The sequence below is a fragment of the Streptomyces sp. NPDC058008 genome (assembly GCF_042886395.1).
GTDB lineage: Bacteria > Actinomycetota > Actinomycetes > Streptomycetales > Streptomycetaceae > Streptomyces.
This window is the reverse complement of record NZ_JBHVQX010000013.1, coordinates 174,508-190,580: the sequence shown is the minus strand read 5'-3', so window position 1 is coordinate 190,580 and position 16,073 is coordinate 174,508. Positions and strand designations below refer to the sequence as shown.

Here is a 16,073-nt window from a genome sequence, read left to right as displayed (position 1 = left end):
ACGGCCGGATCGCGGCCCCGGCCCCGTGAGCCGCCGGATCACGGCCCCGCCCCCGCGCGGCCGGTCCGCCGCCCGCCCTGTGCCGCCTCGTCACACACCCGAGCCCCGCCGGTCAGGACCGGCGGGGCTCGGGTGCTTCCCGGTAGGGCGTCGGACTCAGTTCGTGGAGTCGAGCTTCTTGCGCTGCTCCGGGGTCAGTTCGAGCTCCACCGCGGCCAGGCTCTCGTCGAGCTGTGCGATCGACGAGGCGCCGACGAGGGGAAGGATCGGGATGTCCCCGCCCAGCAGCCAGGACAGGACGACCTGGTTGACGGTCGCCCCGGCCTCCTCGGCCACCTCGGCGAGGGCCGCGAGGCGGGGCGCGGTGCCGGCGTGCTCGAAGCCGGGACCGAGCGGCTTGTCGTCACGGACGTACGCGCCGGAGAGCAGCGGGGTGTACGCGACCTGGGTGAGCGAGGGGGTGGCCCGCACATAGCTGAGCAGGTCACCGCTGACCAGGCCCTGGTTCCCGTCGGGGGAGCGCAGGCTCGGGGTGTCGGTGCGCTGGCGCAGGTAGCTGTGGTGGTGCTGGAGCACCTCGTAGCCGGGCAGCCCGGCCGCCGCGGCCAGGGCACGGGCCCGCTCCACGCGCCAGGCCCAGTGGTTGCTCGCACCGAGGAGTCCGGCGATGCCGTCGTCGACGACCCCGCCGAAGGCCTCGACGGTCTCCTCCAGGGGGGTGTTCTCGTCCATGACGTGCGCGTAGAGCAGGTGGATCCGCTCGATGCCGAGCCGCTCGCGGCTGCGCTCGGCGGACTCGCGGATCACCTTGGCCGACAGCCCCTCGATGTCGAGGCTGAAGCCGCTGGTGGGAGCGTTCGGGCGGGCGCCGAGCTTGGTCGCGAAGGTGATCTCGTCGCCGATTCCACGGCTGCGGATCCAACGGCCGAGCAGCTCCTCGCTTTCTCCGCCCTGGGTTCCGTTGACCCAGAACGAGTAGTTGTTGGACGTGTCGATGAAGGTGCCGCCCGCCTCGACGAAACGGTCGAGAAGGGCGAAGGACGTCGCTTCGTCGGTCACCGTTCCGAAGAGCATCGAACCGAGACTCACCACACTGACCTCGCGGCGGGTGCTCGGGTCGCTGCCGATGACGCGGTATTTCATGGTGGGTCCTATTCGGAGGGAGGGAACCGTACTGAAAACGGAATTGTTAATTCTGCGTTGACAATGTTTGAACGTCCGGAACCGACAGGGACATCGTTTCCGCTATGGCTTCGAGATGCGGGACCAGATAGAAGTGACCACCGCTGAAGACATGGAGCCTGAAGTCGTCCGTGGTGTGGTCGGCCCAGGCCTCCGCCATGGGGACGTCCACCCGCGGGTCGACGTCCCCGATGAACGCGGTGATCGGACAGTCGAGCCGGGGGGCGCCCTGGTAGCGGTACGTCTCCGTGGCGACGTAGTCGCTCCGTACGGCCGGAAGGATAGCGTCCAGCAGGTCCGGGTTCTCCAGCATCTGGGTACTGGTGCCGCCCAGGTACTCCATGTCGGCGATGAGCTTCTCGTCGGTGGCGAGGTGGACCGACCCCGGCGCGGGGACGGACGGGGCCCGCCGCCCGGAGACGAACAGGGCGGTCGCCTCGGCTCCCTGGGCCCGCAGCCGGCAGGCGACCTCGAAGGCCACGGTGGCGCCCATGCTGTGCCCGAAGAGGGCGAAGGGCTCACCGGTCAGGCCGTCCAGCTCGCCGGCGATGACGTCGGCCATCTCCGTCAGGCTCTCGATGCGGGGCTCGTTGAACCGCTCCTGCCGGCCCGGGTACTGGACGGCCAGCATCTCGATCCGGGGCGCGAGGAGCGCCGAGAGCGGGTAGTAGTACGAGGCGTTCCCGCCGGCGTGCGGGAAGCAGAAGAGCCGCAGCGCGCCGGGGTGCGCGGGGTGGAAGCGGCGCAGCCACGGAGTGGCGGGCGGTGGGGTCATCGGGGCCGGGCCGTGATGGGGACGCGCTTGTAGCCGGAGACGAAGTTCGAGGCCAGCCGCTCGGGCTTGCCGGCCGGCCGGAAGTCCTCGAACCGGGTGAGGAGTTCCTCGAAGAGGATGCGCAGGGTGATCCGGGCGACGCTGTGGCCGATGCAGTAGTGCGGGCCGATGCCGAACGCGATGTGCTTGTTGGGCTTGCGCCGGATGTCGAAGGTCGTGGCGTCGGGGAAGACGGCCTCGTCACGGTTGGCGGCGCCGAGCCAGACCACCACCGCGTCACCCGAGGCGATCGGGGTGTTGCGGATCTCCGTGTCGCACGTGGCGTAGCGCAGGAAGTGGTTGACCGGCGAGGCCCAGCGCAGCGCCTCCTCGACGGCGGTGGAGTTGACCTCCGGGTGCGCCGCCCAGTCCTCCAGCACCCCGCTGTCGATGAACTCGGCCATGACGTAGTTGGGTGAGTGCGGGGTGGTGACGTTGGCGCCGAGGAGCAGGCTGTAGCAGTTCGCCACGATCTCCCCGGAGTCCATGTGGCGGCCCTCGAACTCGGTGGAGATCAGCACGCTCAGCAGGTCGTCGCCGAGGTTGCCGCGGCGGAACCTGACCAGGTCCTGGAAGTAGGCGAACAGCTCCCGGTGCGCCGCCTCCAGGGTGGCCTCCTTGCCGCCCAGGTCCTGGTAGTCCGGGTCGTCGGCGGCTATGCACACCGTGGTGAGGCGGCTGAGCCAGGGCCAGTCGCTGCTGGGCAGGCCCATCATCGTGCCGGTCACGGACATCGGCATGGCCAGCATCGCCTGGGCGAAGTCGAAGGTGCCGCCGTCGCCGAGCGGGCTGATCAGGTCGATGATCAGCGGACGGATCATGTCCTTCTGCCGCTCGACGGCCTTGACCGCGAGCGCCTTCTTCAGCCGGGTCTGCATCTCGGTGTGCCGGGGCGGGTCGGTGACGGCCAGTTGCTTCCCGCCGGCCGGGTCGTCGGTGCCCAGGAGGTCCAGCATGGTGCCACGCTCGGAGGTGAAGACCGAGGTGTCGCGCAGTACCCGCTCGGCGTCGTCGAACCCGACGATGTTCCAGAAGCCGCGCTTGTCGTCGACCTCCTGCCGGGTCAGCGTGCCGAGGCTCCGCATCCGCTGCCACACGGCGTGGGCGTCACCGTCGCTGTAGAGCAGCGGGTCGACGAGGTCGGTGGCTCCCGGGTGAACGGGGCATCTGGAAATGGCGGCATCGTGGACTTTCAAGGGCTGTTGTCCTTCCGTCCGGTTCGGAGCCGACCCCACGGCATTCCTGTGGGAGGAGTGGCGCGGGACAACATACAGGCGGAATGCGAAGACGGGCATCGCTTTCCAGCCACGCGATGCCGGTCAAGTCACTTTGTCGAAATTTTATAAATGGCGCGTTCAGGACTGCGCCGAGCCCGGCAAGATCGCCCTTGACTCCCCATATTCGGGTGACGTAGCGTCCCCCCGGCTGAGAACAGGCTGCTTTCCCGTTCGGGTCCGAATGGGAAAGGTGGGGGCATGGGCGGCGGCTAACAGGGGGAGTTCTTCAGTGGTGCCCGATCGGCAATTGGAAGAGAATCCCTGGTATCCGGCTACGCCGATGCAGCAGGGCCTGTGGGTACTGGACCGGGACGAACTGCTGCGGCCCACGCAGCTGGTCCCCTCGGTCGTCGAGTTCACCGGCCCCGTCGATCATCCTCTGCTGGTCTCCGCGGTCCGGCGGGCCCTCGGCCGGCATCCCTCGTTACGGGCCCGGTTCCGGCTGGATCTGAAGCATCGCCGGGTCGAGTACAGCACCCATGGGGATCCGGCCGACGCCGGTTTCCTGGACGCGGCCGGCGAGGGCTGGACCGACGCCGAGACGGACCGGCTGGTGCGGGCGCTGTGCGCCACCCCGTTCGATCTGGCCGCCGAGCCGCCCGCGCGGGCCGAGGTCATCCGGACCGGCCCCGACCGCACCCTCCTGGTGCTCACCTCGCACCACATCGTGTTCGACGGGCTGTCGCGCACCATGCTGCTGGAGGAGATCTTCACCATCTACCGGGCCGGACTGGCGGGCCAGGAACCCCGGTTGAGCACCCCCGCCCATCCGGCCTCGGTGGTCACCACCCCTTCCGCGGAGGACGTGGCCGCGCAGGTCGAAGAGGTGGTCGCCCGGCTGCGCGGGGCTCCCACCGAGGTGCGGCTGCCCTTCGAGCGCTCCGCCGAGGCCAAAGAGGAAACGTCACTGCTCGGCACCACCCTCGCCACCGCCCTCGACCCGGAGCGGACCGCCAAGGCCGTGGCCGTGGCCACCGAGGAGGGCTGCACCACCTTCATGCTGGGCGTCGCGCTGCTGGCCGGGACCCTGGCCCGCCGCAGCGACCAGCGGGACTTCCTCATCGCCTTCGCCTGGCCGGGCCGCGACCACCCCGACGCCGCCGACGTCATCGGCATGTTCATCACGACCGTGGTGCTACGCGTGTCACTCGACGCGGACACCACCTGGCGTGAGCTGCTGGGCAACGCCCGCGTCGGCAGCATGGAGGCGTTCATGGACAGCGACGTGCCGCTGGACGCCATCTCCGCCGAGCTCAACCCCGACCGCAACGCCCTCTGGCCGCCCCTGACACCGGTGCTCCTCAACCTGGACGACGCGCCGCACGCCCCCGAACTCGCGCCGGGCGTCACGGGCCGGCTGCGTCCGCTCGATCCGCTGTACATCAAGTACGACCTCGCGCTGTTCGTCCGCATCGAGGACGGCGCCGAAGGACGGCGACTGGAACTGTCCCTGGACTACCCGGCAGACGTCAACGATCACTCCACCGTCTCCGCCTTCCTGTCGGATCTGCGGCGCAGTGCTGCGGACCTTGCCACTTCTCCGGAGGAAACCGTGCTCGAACAGTCCGTCAACGCGATCGACCTCGACGACCCGGCCGCCCGGCTCGACCTCGTACGGTCCATCTGGCAGGAGGTCCTCCAGAGCGACGACATCGACGACGACGTCAGCTTCTTCGAGTCGGGCGGCGACTCCCTCCTGCTCGTGATGCTCGTCGAGCGGCTGAGCCAGGCCTCCGGCCGGATGCTGCGTACCGTCGACCTCTTCCGGTCGGCCACGGTCAGCGGCCAGGCGGACCTGCTCGCGGCCCCCGCCGGGCAACCGCGCGCGGCGGCCGCGCCCGGCACCGACCGGCTCGGCATGCTCGACGCCGCCCGTAACCGGCGCACCGCCGAAGAGGCCGTCTGATGACCGGCGCCGACCTGGCCGTGTCCGTCCTCGGTGAGGGGACCGACCCGGCGGACTTCGCCACGGAGAGCTTCATCTCGCTCGGCGGCGACTCGCTGCGCGCCATGCGCCTGGCCGCACTGGTCCAGGAACAGCTCGGCCTGAGCGTCGCGGTGAAGGACTTACTGGGCGCGAGACCGCTCGCCGCGGTGCTCTCCGGGGCCGGTCCGGTGACGGACCCCGGCACGGAGCCCGCGGCCGGTGCCGCCCCGGACGACACCGCCCTCTCCCCGGCGCAGCGCGGGATGTGGCTCATCGAGAGCCTGGCCGGCGGTTCCCCCTACAACCTGGTGTTCAGCTGCTTCGTGGAGGAGGGCGGGCTGGACCGGGACTATCTGGCGAAGGCCCTGGCCGAGACCGTCGGCCGGCACGAGGGGCTGCGCACCGTCTTCCGCGAGACGGACAGCGACGTCGTGCGCGAGGTCCTGGCCGCCCACGTGCCCGAGCTGACGACGTACGTGTACGACGGCCCGGCGGACGGATTCGAGGAGTACGTGCGCCGCGAGGGCGCCGCGCGGGGACGCAGGCCCTTCGACCTGTCGGCCGCCCCCGCCTACCGCTTCCTGCACTTCTCCCGGCCCGGGGGCGGCGAGGCCGTCGTCCTGGCCGCGCACCACATGGTGCTCGACGGCCGGGCGGTGGGGCTGCTCCTCACGGAGGTCTTCGCCCGCTACGGCGCGCTGAGCGACGGCGTGTCCGAACCGGACCTCGGTCCGGACGTCCCGGTGGGAGTGCTCTCCCGCCGTCACGAGGCCCTGCGCGCCTCCGGCGTGTGGGACGGCCGGGCCGAGCTGTGGAAGCGTCAGCTCGACGGCGTGCCCACGGTGCTGGAGCTGCCCGCCGACCGGCAGCGCCCCGCCGTGCAGGACGCCCGCGGCAGCCGCAGCGCGCTGGACCTCGGGCCCGGGGCGACCGCGGCGGTGGCCGGCCGGGCCAGGGAGCTCGGCATCACCCCGTACGCCTTCCTCCTCGGCGCCTTCGGCCTGACCCTGGGCCGGCTGACCGGCAGCCGCAGCCTGCTCGTCGGCGTGCCGCTGCTGGGGCGGGGGTCGTCGGAGCTGGAACACCTGATAGCGGTGACGGGCAACCTCGTCCCCGTGCGCGTCGACATCGACGACGACGCGACCGCCGCCGGATACCTCCGCTCCGTGCACGCGTCCCTGGGGCGCAGCATCGACGCCGGGGACCTGCCCTTCGAGGAGCTGGTGGCCCGTCTGGGCGTCGAGCGGAGCCTCGGCTGCCACCCGCTCGTCCAGGTCTGCTTCGGCATGCACGACCAGCTCGTTCCGCAGGGGCTGCGTGCCGGGTCCGCCCGGCTGCGGGTCGAGGAGGGGCACGGCGGCGGTTCGCAGTTCGACCTCACGATGCTCATCGGGCACGCCGATCCGTCGTTCGCCGGTCATGTGGAGTACGCGACGGGCGTCTGGAGCGAGGACGAGACCCTCGCGTTCATCGCGGACTTCCGCTCCGCCGTCGAGCAGCTGGCCGCCGAGCCGGCCGCCCGGCTGGAGGACGTCCGCTGTGTGTCCGAGGGCAGCCGCGCCCGGATCGACGGCATCAACGCGTGGAGCGGGGACGTCCGCGAGACCTCCCTCGACGCACTGTTCCGGGAGGTGGCGGCGCGTACGCCCGACGCGGTCGCCGTGCGCGACGAGGCGTCCTCCCTCACCTACGCCCAGCTGGCGGACGCCGCCGCCGGGCAGGCCCGCCTGCTGCGGGAGGCGGGTGTCGGACCGGGCGACCGGGTGCTGGTCGCCGTGGACCGCTCGGTCGCCGAGGCCGTCGCCGTGCTGGGGGTGCAGTGGGCGGGCGCCGCGTACGTCGGAGTGGAACAGGGCGTGACCGACGCCCACCTGGCCGGGATCGTGGAACGCGCCGCGCCGGCCGCGGCGCTGGCGGGGCCGGTGTCCGGTCCCGCCGCGACGCGGGCCGCCGCGCTCGGCGTCGTCCCGGTCGCCACCTGGGAGCCGTCCTGGCCCGCCACGTCCGGGGACGACGCCGTACCGTACGCGCCCGAGGACCCCGCACGGCTCGCCTACGTGGCCTTCACCTCGGGTTCGACCGGTGAGCCCAAGGGCGTGTCCGTCCCGCACCGCGCCGTGATCCGGCTGACCGGCGAGCCCGGGTTCGTGACGCTGGGGCCCGGTGAGCGGATGCTGCGCCTCTCGCCGCTGGCGTTCGACGCCTCGACGCTGGAACTGTGGGGCGCCCTGCTGACCGGGGCGACCCTGGAGGTCCACCCGGCGGGTCTCGCCTCGCCCACCGAGCTCGGCGCGTTCCTGCGCGAGCGCGGGATCACCGTCGCCTGGCTGACCGCGGGACTGTTCCGGCTGGTCGAGGAGTTCGCCCCCGACTCGTTCGCCGGGATGCGCCGGCTGCTCACCGGCGGCGACGTCGTACCGCACGAGCACGCGGCACGCGCGCTCGCCCGCCACCCGGGGCTGGCCGTCACCAACGGCTACGGGCCGACGGAGAACACCACCTTCACCACCACCCACACCGTGCGGCGGCCCGAGGACATCGACGGTCCGCTGCCCATCGGCACCCCGGTGCCGGGCACGCGGGTGTACGTCCTGGACGAGCGCCGGCGGGTGGTGCCGGCGGGCGCGGTCGGCGAACTGTACGCGGGCGGCGCGGGACTGGCCGACGGCTACCTCGGCGACGAGGCGGAGACGGCGCGCTCGTTCGGGACGTTCTCGCCGGACGTGGCCGAACGCCTCTACCGCACGGGCGACGTCGTCCGCATGGACGGCCTCGGGCGGCTGCGCTTCCTCGGCCGGGCCGACGACCAGGTCAAACTGCGCGGCTACCGGGTCGAACTGGGCGCGATCGGCGACGTGCTGACCGCGCACCCGGAGGTGCGGGACGCCGTCGTGCACGTCACGGGCGCCGACAGCGCGGACAAGCGGCTGGTGGCCTCGGTGGTCCTGGCGCCCGGGGCGGAGACCGACGCGGTCGCCCTGCGCGCCCTGCTCCAGGAGCGGCTCCCGGCCTACATGGTGCCCGGCCTCTGGACCGTCGGGGACCGGCTGCCGCTGACGGCCAACGGCAAGGTCGACCTGCGCGCCCTGGCCGCCCTCGCGGTGCCGGCCGCGCGGGCCGGACGGCCCGTGGCGGCCCCGGCCGCCGCGCCCGCGGAACCGGAGGAGGCCGTGCCCTCCCTGACGGAGCGGATCGCGGAGCTGTTCCTCGCGGTCATCGAGAGTCCCGACCCGGCCGCCGCCGTCGCGCCCGACACCGACTTCTTCATGGTCGGCGGCAACTCCCTGGGCGCGGTACGGCTGATGCGCAGACTCAAGGGGGAGCTGGGGGTGAGCGTGCGGCTGCGCGACTTCCTGCTCTCCCCCACGCCCGACGGGCTGCGGGCCCTCGTGGAGAAGGCCGGCACCGAGTGAACCGCACGCGGACTCCCGCCCCGGCGCCGTCCCTCCCGGACGGCGCCGGGGCCCCGGAGTGGGACGAGGGGCTGGAGTGCTGGGTCGTCGCCGACCCGCGGCTGGCCCGGCAGGTCCTCAACCACCCCGGCTTCGCCTCCGGAACCTTCGCGCGCTCCTTCCAGCTGTACATGTCGGAGGCGTCGCGCGAGGAGTACCGCGCGCTCACCGACTTCCTGCGCCTCTGGTTCGTCCAGACCGACGCCCCGGAGCACACGGCGCTGCGCCGCCCCGTGCAGCGGATCATGTCGGCCTCGTACGTCCGCTCCCTGGCTCCGCGCGTCGAGGAGATCGTCGACGCCTGCCTCGACGACCTCGCCGCGGCCCGGCCGCACGACGTGATGCCGACGGTCGCCGACGGCATCTCCGGCAAGGTCATGGCGCACGTCGTCGGCGTCGACGAGGAGCCGGCGGTCCTGCACCGCTGGTCGCGGGCGCTGTCCCTGTTCATCGGGGCCATGTACCGGCGTGACCACGCGGAGCGGGCGCACACCGCCATGGAGGAGATGGCGGAGGCCCTGTCCCGGGCCTCCGCCCCCGCGGCCTTCCCGCGCGACACCCCGCTCGACCGGGCCCGTACGACCGCGACCTGGGCGATGAACCTCTTCGGCGGCCTGGAGACGACGGCGTCGCTGCTCGGCTCCGTCGTCCTGACCGCGCTCGGCGACCGGGCCGTGTGGGACGCGATCCGCGCGGAGCGGGAGGGCGCCGCGGAGGCGCTCGTGGAGACCGTGCTCGTGGCACGGCCCCCGCTGCGGCACCTGGGCCGTGTCGTCGCCTACGACCAGGAGGTGGCGGGGAGCCTGCTGAAGGAGGGCGACCTCGTGCTCGTCAGCCTCACCGGGGACGGTCTCCTCGCGGAGGAGGACGGACCGGCCGCCCCGCCCGCCGGCTGCCCGGTCACCGGAGCGGGAGCGGACACGGCGGCCGGGTCCGGCCGGCCGGAGCAGCACCTCGTCTTCGGCCACGGCCCGCACTACTGCGTCGGCGCGCCGCTGGCCCGCCTGGAGGCCGCCGTCCTGCTGCGCCGTTTCGCGAAGCGCTTCCCGGACGCCCGGCTCACCGGCGAGGCCGCCGTCTGGGGACCCAACCTCTCCTACGTCGGCCTCGACCACCTCTACGTCGACCTGGGGGTGTGACCGTGCCGACGGAGAACGCCGTCGCCGTGGTCGGCATGGCCTGCCGCCTGCCGGGCGCCGACGACACGGGCCGGTACTGGGAGGCGCTGACCGGCGGGGTGGACGGGATCAGCAGGTTCACCCCCGAGTGGCTGCTGTCCCAGGGGGCCGACCCGGACTACGTGGGCCGGGAGAACTTCGTCCCGGCCATGGGCGTCATCAGCGGCTCCCGCCGCTTCGACTGGACGTACTTCCGGTACAGCAGGGCCGAGGCCGCGGCGACGGACCCGCAGCAGCGCGTCTTCCTGGAGTGCGCGGCCACGGCCGTCGACGACGCGGGCATCGACCCCACCCGGTTCCCGGGCCGGATCGGGGTCTACGCGGGGGCCGACCGGGTCGGCCGCCGGGCCGACGACTCGCTGGGCGAACTCGCCCTCTACATCGGCCAGGAGAAGGACTTCCTCGCCACACGCGTCGCGTACAAGCTGGGCCTGCGCGGTCCCGCGCTCACCGTCCAGACGGCCTGTTCGACCTCGCTGACCGCGCTGCACCTCGCCGCGCGCGCCCTGGCCGGGGGCGAGTGCGACGCGGCGCTCGCCGGCGGTGTCACCGTGATGCCCAGGGGCGAGTGGGGCTACCTCCACGAGCCGGGCGGCATCCTGTCGTCCGACGGGCGCTGCCGGCCGTTCGACGCGCGGGCGGAGGGCACCGTGCCCGCCGAGGGCGTCGCCGTGGTGGTGCTCAAGCGACTCGCGGACGCGCTGCGGGACGGCGACCGGATAGCCGGGGTGATCGCGGGCAGCGCGATCAACAACGACGGCTCGGACAAGATGGCGTACACCGCGCCGTCCGCCACCGGTCAGAGCGAAGTGGTCCGCGCAGCCCAGCGGATCGCCGGGATCGACCCGGCGGACATCGACTACGTCGAGGCGCACGGCACGGCGACCCGGCTCGGCGACCCGATCGAGGTGGAGGCCCTGACCGACGTCTTCCGGGACTCCACCGACGCCACCGGATGGTGCCGGCTCGGCGCGGCCAAGGGGAACATCGGGCACACCGGCGTGGTGGCCGGAGTCGCCGGGCTGATCAAGACCGTACTCATGCTGGAGCGCGGGCAGATCGTGCCCACCGCCCACTTCACCGCCCCCAACCCCCTGCTGGACCTGGAAGGTTCGCCCTTCCGGATCGCCGCGGACAACGAGCCCTGGCCCGATCGCGGGACCCGTCTCGCGGCCGTCAGCTCCTTCGGGGTGGGCGGCACCAACGCCCACGTCGTGCTTCAGGCCGCGCCCAGCCGCGCACCGCGGACGGGACGGCCCGGCCCGCTGCCGCTCACCCTGTCGGCGGCCTCCCCGGACGCCCTGGAACGGCTCGCCGGGGCCCTGGCCGACCGGCTGGATCCGGCCACCCCGGACGCACCGGTCCCGGCGCTCGCCGAGGTGTCCCGCACCCTGGCCGAGCGGCGTGTGCACCGGCACCGCACGGCACTGGTGGCGGAGGACTCCGCGGCGGCGGCACGGCTCCTGAGAGGGACGGCAGCGGGCGCACCGCGCCGGAAGCTGGGCAAGGTCGCCTTCCTCTTCCCCGGGCAGGGCACCCTGCGGCACGGCGCGGGCGCCGCCGCGTACCGGCTGCTGCCCGGCTTCCGGGCGGCGTTCGAGGAGATACGCAAGACCGTGCGCGACGCGCACGGCATCGACCTGGCCCCCGTCGTCACCGAGGCGGCGGATCAGGACTGGTTCGCCGGCACCGTCCACCAGCAACTGGGCCTGTTCGCCCTCGGGTACGCCTTCGGGCGGCAGCTGGAGACCTGGTGCGTACGCCCCGCCGCGATGCTGGGCAACAGCGTCGGCGAGTACGTGGCCGCCGCCCTCGCGGGGGTCTGGGCCCCGGAGGACGCAGCGGACCTGGTGTACCGGCGCGCCCGCGCGATGTGGGACACCGAACCGGGCCGCATGGTGAGCGTCAGCGCCTCCGCCGAGGAGGTCGCCGCCCGGCTGCCCGAGGACGGCGAGGTCGTCATCGCCATCGAGGCCACCGGCTCCGTCGTCCTGTCCGGACCCGAGACGGCCATGACGGAACTGCTCGCGGGCCCCCGTCTGGCGGGCCTCGGAACCACCCCGATCCACACCCGGCGGGCCTTCCACTCGAAGGCCATGGACCGGGCTGCCGAGGAGGTGCGGGCCGCCATTTCGTCGATGCCCGCCCGCCCGCCTCGGCAGCCCCTCGTCTCCGGCACCACCGGCGACTGGGCCGACCCCCAGGAGCTGGCCGGCCCCGGCTACTGGGCCGCGCAGCTGCGCAGCCCCGTCCTCCTCGGCAGGGCGATGACCACCCTGCTCGGCTCGGGGTGCACGACGTACGTCGAACTGGGGCCCGGCAGCTCGATGATCGGCGGCCTGCGCCGCAACCCGGCCTGGGACAGCTCCCGCACCGCGGTGCCGCTGACCTCGCGGCGCGAGGACCCGGCCGAGGCCGGGCTGCTGCGCGCGCTCGGCACCCTGTGGGAACTGGGCGCGGACCGTGCGCTGGAGGACGTGCTCGGCACGGCGCCCGGCGCCGGCGGGGAACGGCCGGCGCGCTGCTCGCTGCCCGGGTACCAGTTCCTCGGCGAGGACCCGGAACAGGCCGCGGAGCCGTCCGTACCGGCGGTACGCCGCGCCGTGGCGTCCGCCCCGGCGCCCCGGCCGGGCCCGCCGGCCGGCACGCGGGACGTGCTGGCGGAGCTGTGGTGCCGCACCCTGGGCGTCCCGGCGGCGCTGGACGCCGACAGCTTCTTCGCCCTGGGCGGCGAGTCGCTCATGGCCGTCACGCTGACGGCACGGGTCAGGGAACTCACCGGCTGCGTGCTGTCCGTCACCGACTTCTCCCGGGCCCCGACGTTCGGCGGGCTGGTCGCGACCGTCGAGCGGCAGCTTCCCGCGCGGACCGCCGCGGGACCGGTGGACCCGCTCCCGGTCGAGGGTGTCGCCACCCTCGCCGAGGGCGGGACCGGACGGCCGCTGTTCCTCGTCGCGGACGCCACCGGCACCGCGCTCCCCTACCGGAGCCTGGCCGCCCTGCTGGCACCCCTCGCCGGGGACCGGCCGGTCCTCGGCCTGGAGGACCCCGGGGGCCCGCGCACCCGCACCGTCCCCGCCATCGCGGCGGCCCACGTCACCGCGCTGCTCCGCGCCCAGCCCGAGGGCCCGTACACGATCGGCGGCTGGTCCTTCGGCGCGGTCGTCGCGCATGAGATGGCGTACCGGCTCACCCGGCTCGGCAGGCGCGTGGACCTGCTCGTCTGCCTGGACGGCTTCGTCCCGGACACCGGCGGGCAACCGGTGGCCCTCGCACCCGAGTTCCTGCTCGCCGGCCTGCGGGCCCAGGCCGAGGCGCTGCTCGGGGTCGGGCCGGTCGCCCGGCGCCTGCGGCACGGTGCCGCGCTGCGCAAGCGGTTCACCGCGAACCAGGCGGCGCTGCTGCGCTACCGGCCGCGTCCCGTCGCGTGCCCGGCGGTGCTCTTCAAGGCGTCGAGCGGACCGGCGGAGGCGGACCGGCTGCGCGGCCGGCTGTCGGGGCTCTACGGGGACGGGATCCGGGTCGAGCCGGTCGGCGGCGACCACTGGTCGATGCTCACCGGCCCGCACGCGGAGGAACTGGCGCTGAAGCTGGCGCACGCGCTTCCGGCCGAAGCATCGGCCGAGCAGGGAGAGATATGACCAAGTCCGACACACCTTCCGGCGGGATCGACACCCCCGATCCCGGCGCCGTGACCACGGCGGGCCCGGACGGGGCACCGGGCGCGGCCCCCGCGGAGACCCCGCTGCTGCGCAACGGCGACTTCCAGGCGCTGTGGACCTCGGAGGCCTTCGCCGCCCTGGCCAAGGAGGCCGCGGAGGTCGCCTATCCGCTGCTGATCCTCACCACCACCGGCTCCGCCTTCTACGCCGGCGCGGTGGGGTCGGCGCAGCTGCTCACCGCGAGCGTGATGTCGATCCCGGGCGGCACCCTGGCGGACCGGGTCGACCGGCGGATGATGCTCATCGTCTGCAACCTGGTCCGCGTCGTCCTGCTCGGGCTGTTCGCCCTGCTGATCTGGACCGGGGACGTCAACCCGTTCATCATCTTCGGCATCGCCATCGGTTCGGCGGTCTGCCTGGGCATCTCGAACCCGACGGGCCTCGCGGTGATCAAGCAGCTGGTGCCCCCGTCGCAGCTCACCCAGGCCACCGCGCAGAACCAGGTCAGGTACTTCGCGGCGACCATGGGGGGCCCGCCCCTGGGCGGCTCCCTCTTCGCGGTCGGCCGGGCGTTCCCGTTCCTGAGCTCGGCCGTGGCCTTCCTGTTCTCCACGCTGCTGCTGCTGTTCATCCGCAAGCCCCTCAAGGTGGAGAACGCGGCTCCGGGGGAGAAGCGCAACGCCGTCGAGGGCTTCAAGTTCCTGGCCCGGCAGCCCGTCCTGCGCCTCCTGATCATCTGGATCATGGGCTCCAACATGGCGTTCACCCACACCGGGGTCTTCCTCGCGCTGATCGCCACCGCCGAGAGCCGGGGCGCCTCCCCGGCCTTCACCGGCATGCTGCTGTCCATCGCGGGGGTCGGCGGGCTGGCCGGGTCGCTGCTGGCGGGCCCGATCATCAAGCGCGTACGCCCGCCGGTGCTGTTCCTCACCGCCGCCTGGATCGGACCGGTGGCCGCCGTCCTGCTGGCGAACGTCTCCGGGCTGATCCCGCTCGGCATCATCGTGGCCTGCGTGTTCCTGCGCGGTCCGGTCACCAGCGCGCTGTTCCTCGCCTACCTGGCGGCCATGGCCCCCGACAAGGTGCAGGGCCGCGTGCTGGGCGCCGTGATGTTCATGTCGATGATCGCGGCACCGGTCGGTGTGTTCGCGGTCGGCACCATCTTCGACCTGGCCGGTGCCACCTGGGTGTTCACCACCATGGCGATCGTCTCGGCCCTCGCGGCCCTGCCCACGCTCAGCCCCGTCATCCGCAAGCTTGCCCCGCCCGAGCACTACGCCGAGGCCGGCGCCGAGGCCGCCCCCGACGCACACCCCACTCCCAAGGAGACGTGATGGCCGACACCGACCAGCTGCCGCCGGAGTTCTTCACGGCACCCGAGCCCGGCGACACCCACGCGGCCAACAAGCGCCTGCGCGCGGCCGGCTGCCCCGTGCGCGCCATCAACTACCCGCCCGGGGGCGACGCGTACGTGGTCGCCGACTACGAGACCGCGCTCAAGGGCTTCAGCGACCCCCGCCTCTCCAAGCAGGTCGAGAACTCCCCGGCCTGGTTCCGCGACCTCCTCGAGGACAGCAGCCCGGTCCTCATCCGCAACATGATCACCGCGGACGCGCCGGAGCACACCCGGCTGCGCAGGCTGGTGAGCAGGGCCTTCGTACCGCGCCGGATGGCGCTGTTGCAGCCCCGCATCCAGGAGATCACCGACGAGATCATCGACGACTTCCCCGAGTCGGGCGAGATCGACCTGATGGAGTTCGCGTTCACCCTGCCGATGCGGGTCATCTGCGAGTTCCTCGGCGTACCGATCGAGGACCGCCCCGAGCTGCACGCCTGGGGCTACTGGCTCAGCGGCGCCCCGTTCGCGGACGACGAGTCGAACCGGCAGCTGAAGCTGGCGAGCGACGGCATCGAGCGCTACCTCGTCGACCTGCTGGACCAGCGCCGGAGTTCCGGCCTCGGCGAGGACCTGGTCAGCATCCTGCTGCGCGCCGCCGACGAGGACGTCTTCACCAACGACGAGCTCGTCTCGACCCTCGTCCTGCTGATCATCGCCGGCCACAAGACCACGGCCAACCTGATCGGCAACGGGATGCAGGCCCTGTTCAGCCACCCGGACCAGCTCGAACTGCTGCGCGCGAAGCCGGAGCTGGCCGAGACGGCCGTCGAGGAGTTCCTGCGCTTCGAGCCGCCGGTCTACCGCGGCACGCTGCGGGTGGCCACCGAGGACATGGAGCTGGCGGGCTGCCCGATACCCAAGGAGGGCTTCGTCCACATCCTGATGGACTCCGCCAACCGGGACCCGGAGGCGTTCGAGGACCCCGACCGGCTCGACATCACCCGCACCTCCAACCGTCACCTGGCCTTCGGCCAGGGAGCGCACTTCTGCGTGGGCGCCCCGCTCTCCCGCGTCGAGGGGCTGGTGGCCTTCCCGACCCTGCTGCGCAGGCTGCGCGGCCTGGAGCTGGCGGTCCCGCACGACCAGCTCGACTGGGTCTTCGACAACTCCACCAGCCGCGGCCTGAAGTCGCTGCCGGTGCGGTACACGGCCCGGCTGGCCGCCGACGGCCTGGAGGGCTGA

At 73.0% G+C, this 16,073-nt stretch carries 9 protein-coding genes; 6 read left to right on the top strand and 3 right to left on the bottom strand.

Annotated features, from left to right (window positions below):
• Window positions 1–156: 156 nt before the first annotated feature.
• Genes ACFVS9_RS15800 through ACFVS9_RS15790 form a run of 3 tightly spaced genes read right to left on the bottom strand, consistent with a single transcriptional unit; the run spans window position 157 to window position 3,192 of the window.
• Window positions 157–1,143: an aldo/keto reductase gene (locus ACFVS9_RS15800; protein ID WP_383117786.1), complete on the bottom strand. Its 987-nt coding sequence runs from the start codon at window positions 1,141–1,143 to the stop codon at window positions 157–159.
• A 46-nt stretch (window positions 1,144–1,189) separates the two neighbouring features.
• The gene (locus ACFVS9_RS15795) at window positions 1,190–1,957 is read right to left on the bottom strand and encodes a thioesterase II family protein (protein ID WP_389932615.1); all 768 of its coding nucleotides are present in this window, start codon (window positions 1,955–1,957) and stop codon (window positions 1,190–1,192) included.
• A complete protein-coding gene (locus ACFVS9_RS15790) occupies window positions 1,954–3,192 on the bottom strand; it encodes a cytochrome P450 (RefSeq protein ID WP_383117788.1) in 1,239 nt (412 codons plus the stop codon). Before ACFVS9_RS15790 ends, ACFVS9_RS15795 begins: the two co-directional genes overlap by 4 nt.
• A gap of 262 nt (window positions 3,193–3,454) precedes the next feature.
• On the opposite strand from ACFVS9_RS15790, the gene ACFVS9_RS15785 reads away from it, so the two are divergent.
• From ACFVS9_RS15785 to ACFVS9_RS15760, 6 genes are read left to right on the top strand one after another with little or no spacing between them, the layout of a single operon-like run.
• Window positions 3,455–5,179, top strand: coding sequence for a condensation domain-containing protein (locus ACFVS9_RS15785; RefSeq protein WP_389932611.1), 1,725 nt, complete (start codon window positions 3,455–3,457; stop codon window positions 5,177–5,179).
• Window positions 5,179–8,613, top strand: a complete 3,435-nt coding sequence (locus tag ACFVS9_RS15780) for an amino acid adenylation domain-containing protein (protein WP_389932608.1) — start codon at window positions 5,179–5,181, stop codon at window positions 8,611–8,613. Before ACFVS9_RS15785 ends, ACFVS9_RS15780 begins: the two co-directional genes overlap by 1 nt.
• Window positions 8,610–9,791 carry a cytochrome P450 gene (locus ACFVS9_RS15775; RefSeq protein WP_389932605.1) on the top strand — a complete coding sequence of 394 codons (1,182 nt, stop codon included), beginning with the start codon at window positions 8,610–8,612 and terminating at the stop codon, window positions 9,789–9,791. Before ACFVS9_RS15780 ends, ACFVS9_RS15775 begins: the two co-directional genes overlap by 4 nt.
• Before the next feature lie 2 nt (window positions 9,792–9,793).
• The gene (locus ACFVS9_RS15770; RefSeq protein ID WP_389932603.1) at window positions 9,794–13,471 is read left to right on the top strand and encodes a type I polyketide synthase; all 3,678 of its coding nucleotides are present in this window, start codon (window positions 9,794–9,796) and stop codon (window positions 13,469–13,471) included.
• On the top strand, window positions 13,468–14,826 hold the full coding sequence (locus ACFVS9_RS15765; protein ID WP_383115591.1) for an MFS transporter: 1,359 nt from the start codon (window positions 13,468–13,470) through the stop codon (window positions 14,824–14,826). The genes ACFVS9_RS15770 and ACFVS9_RS15765 overlap by 4 nt, the downstream gene beginning before the upstream one ends.
• Complete coding sequence (locus tag ACFVS9_RS15760; RefSeq protein WP_389932600.1) at window positions 14,826–16,073, top strand: cytochrome P450; 1,248 nt, start codon at window positions 14,826–14,828, stop codon at window positions 16,071–16,073. The genes ACFVS9_RS15765 and ACFVS9_RS15760 overlap by 1 nt, the downstream gene beginning before the upstream one ends.

Excerpts from the sequence above, each read along its gene's own strand:
- ACFVS9_RS15800 (WP_383117786.1), bottom strand. The coding sequence starts at position 1,143 with ATGAAATACCGCGTCATCGGCAGCGACCCGAGCACCCGCCGCGAGGTC.
- ACFVS9_RS15795 (WP_389932615.1), bottom strand. The coding sequence starts at position 1,957 with ATGACCCCACCGCCCGCCACTCCGTGGCTGCGCCGCTTCCACCCCGCG.
- ACFVS9_RS15785 (WP_389932611.1), top strand. The coding sequence starts at position 3,455 with ATGGGAAAGGTGGGGGCATGGGCGGCGGCTAACAGGGGGAGTTCTTCA.
- ACFVS9_RS15780 (WP_389932608.1), top strand. The coding sequence starts at position 5,179 with ATGACCGGCGCCGACCTGGCCGTGTCCGTCCTCGGTGAGGGGACCGAC.
- ACFVS9_RS15765 (WP_383115591.1), top strand. The coding sequence starts at position 13,468 with ATGACCAAGTCCGACACACCTTCCGGCGGGATCGACACCCCCGATCCC.
- ACFVS9_RS15760 (WP_389932600.1), top strand. The coding sequence starts at position 14,826 with ATGGCCGACACCGACCAGCTGCCGCCGGAGTTCTTCACGGCACCCGAG.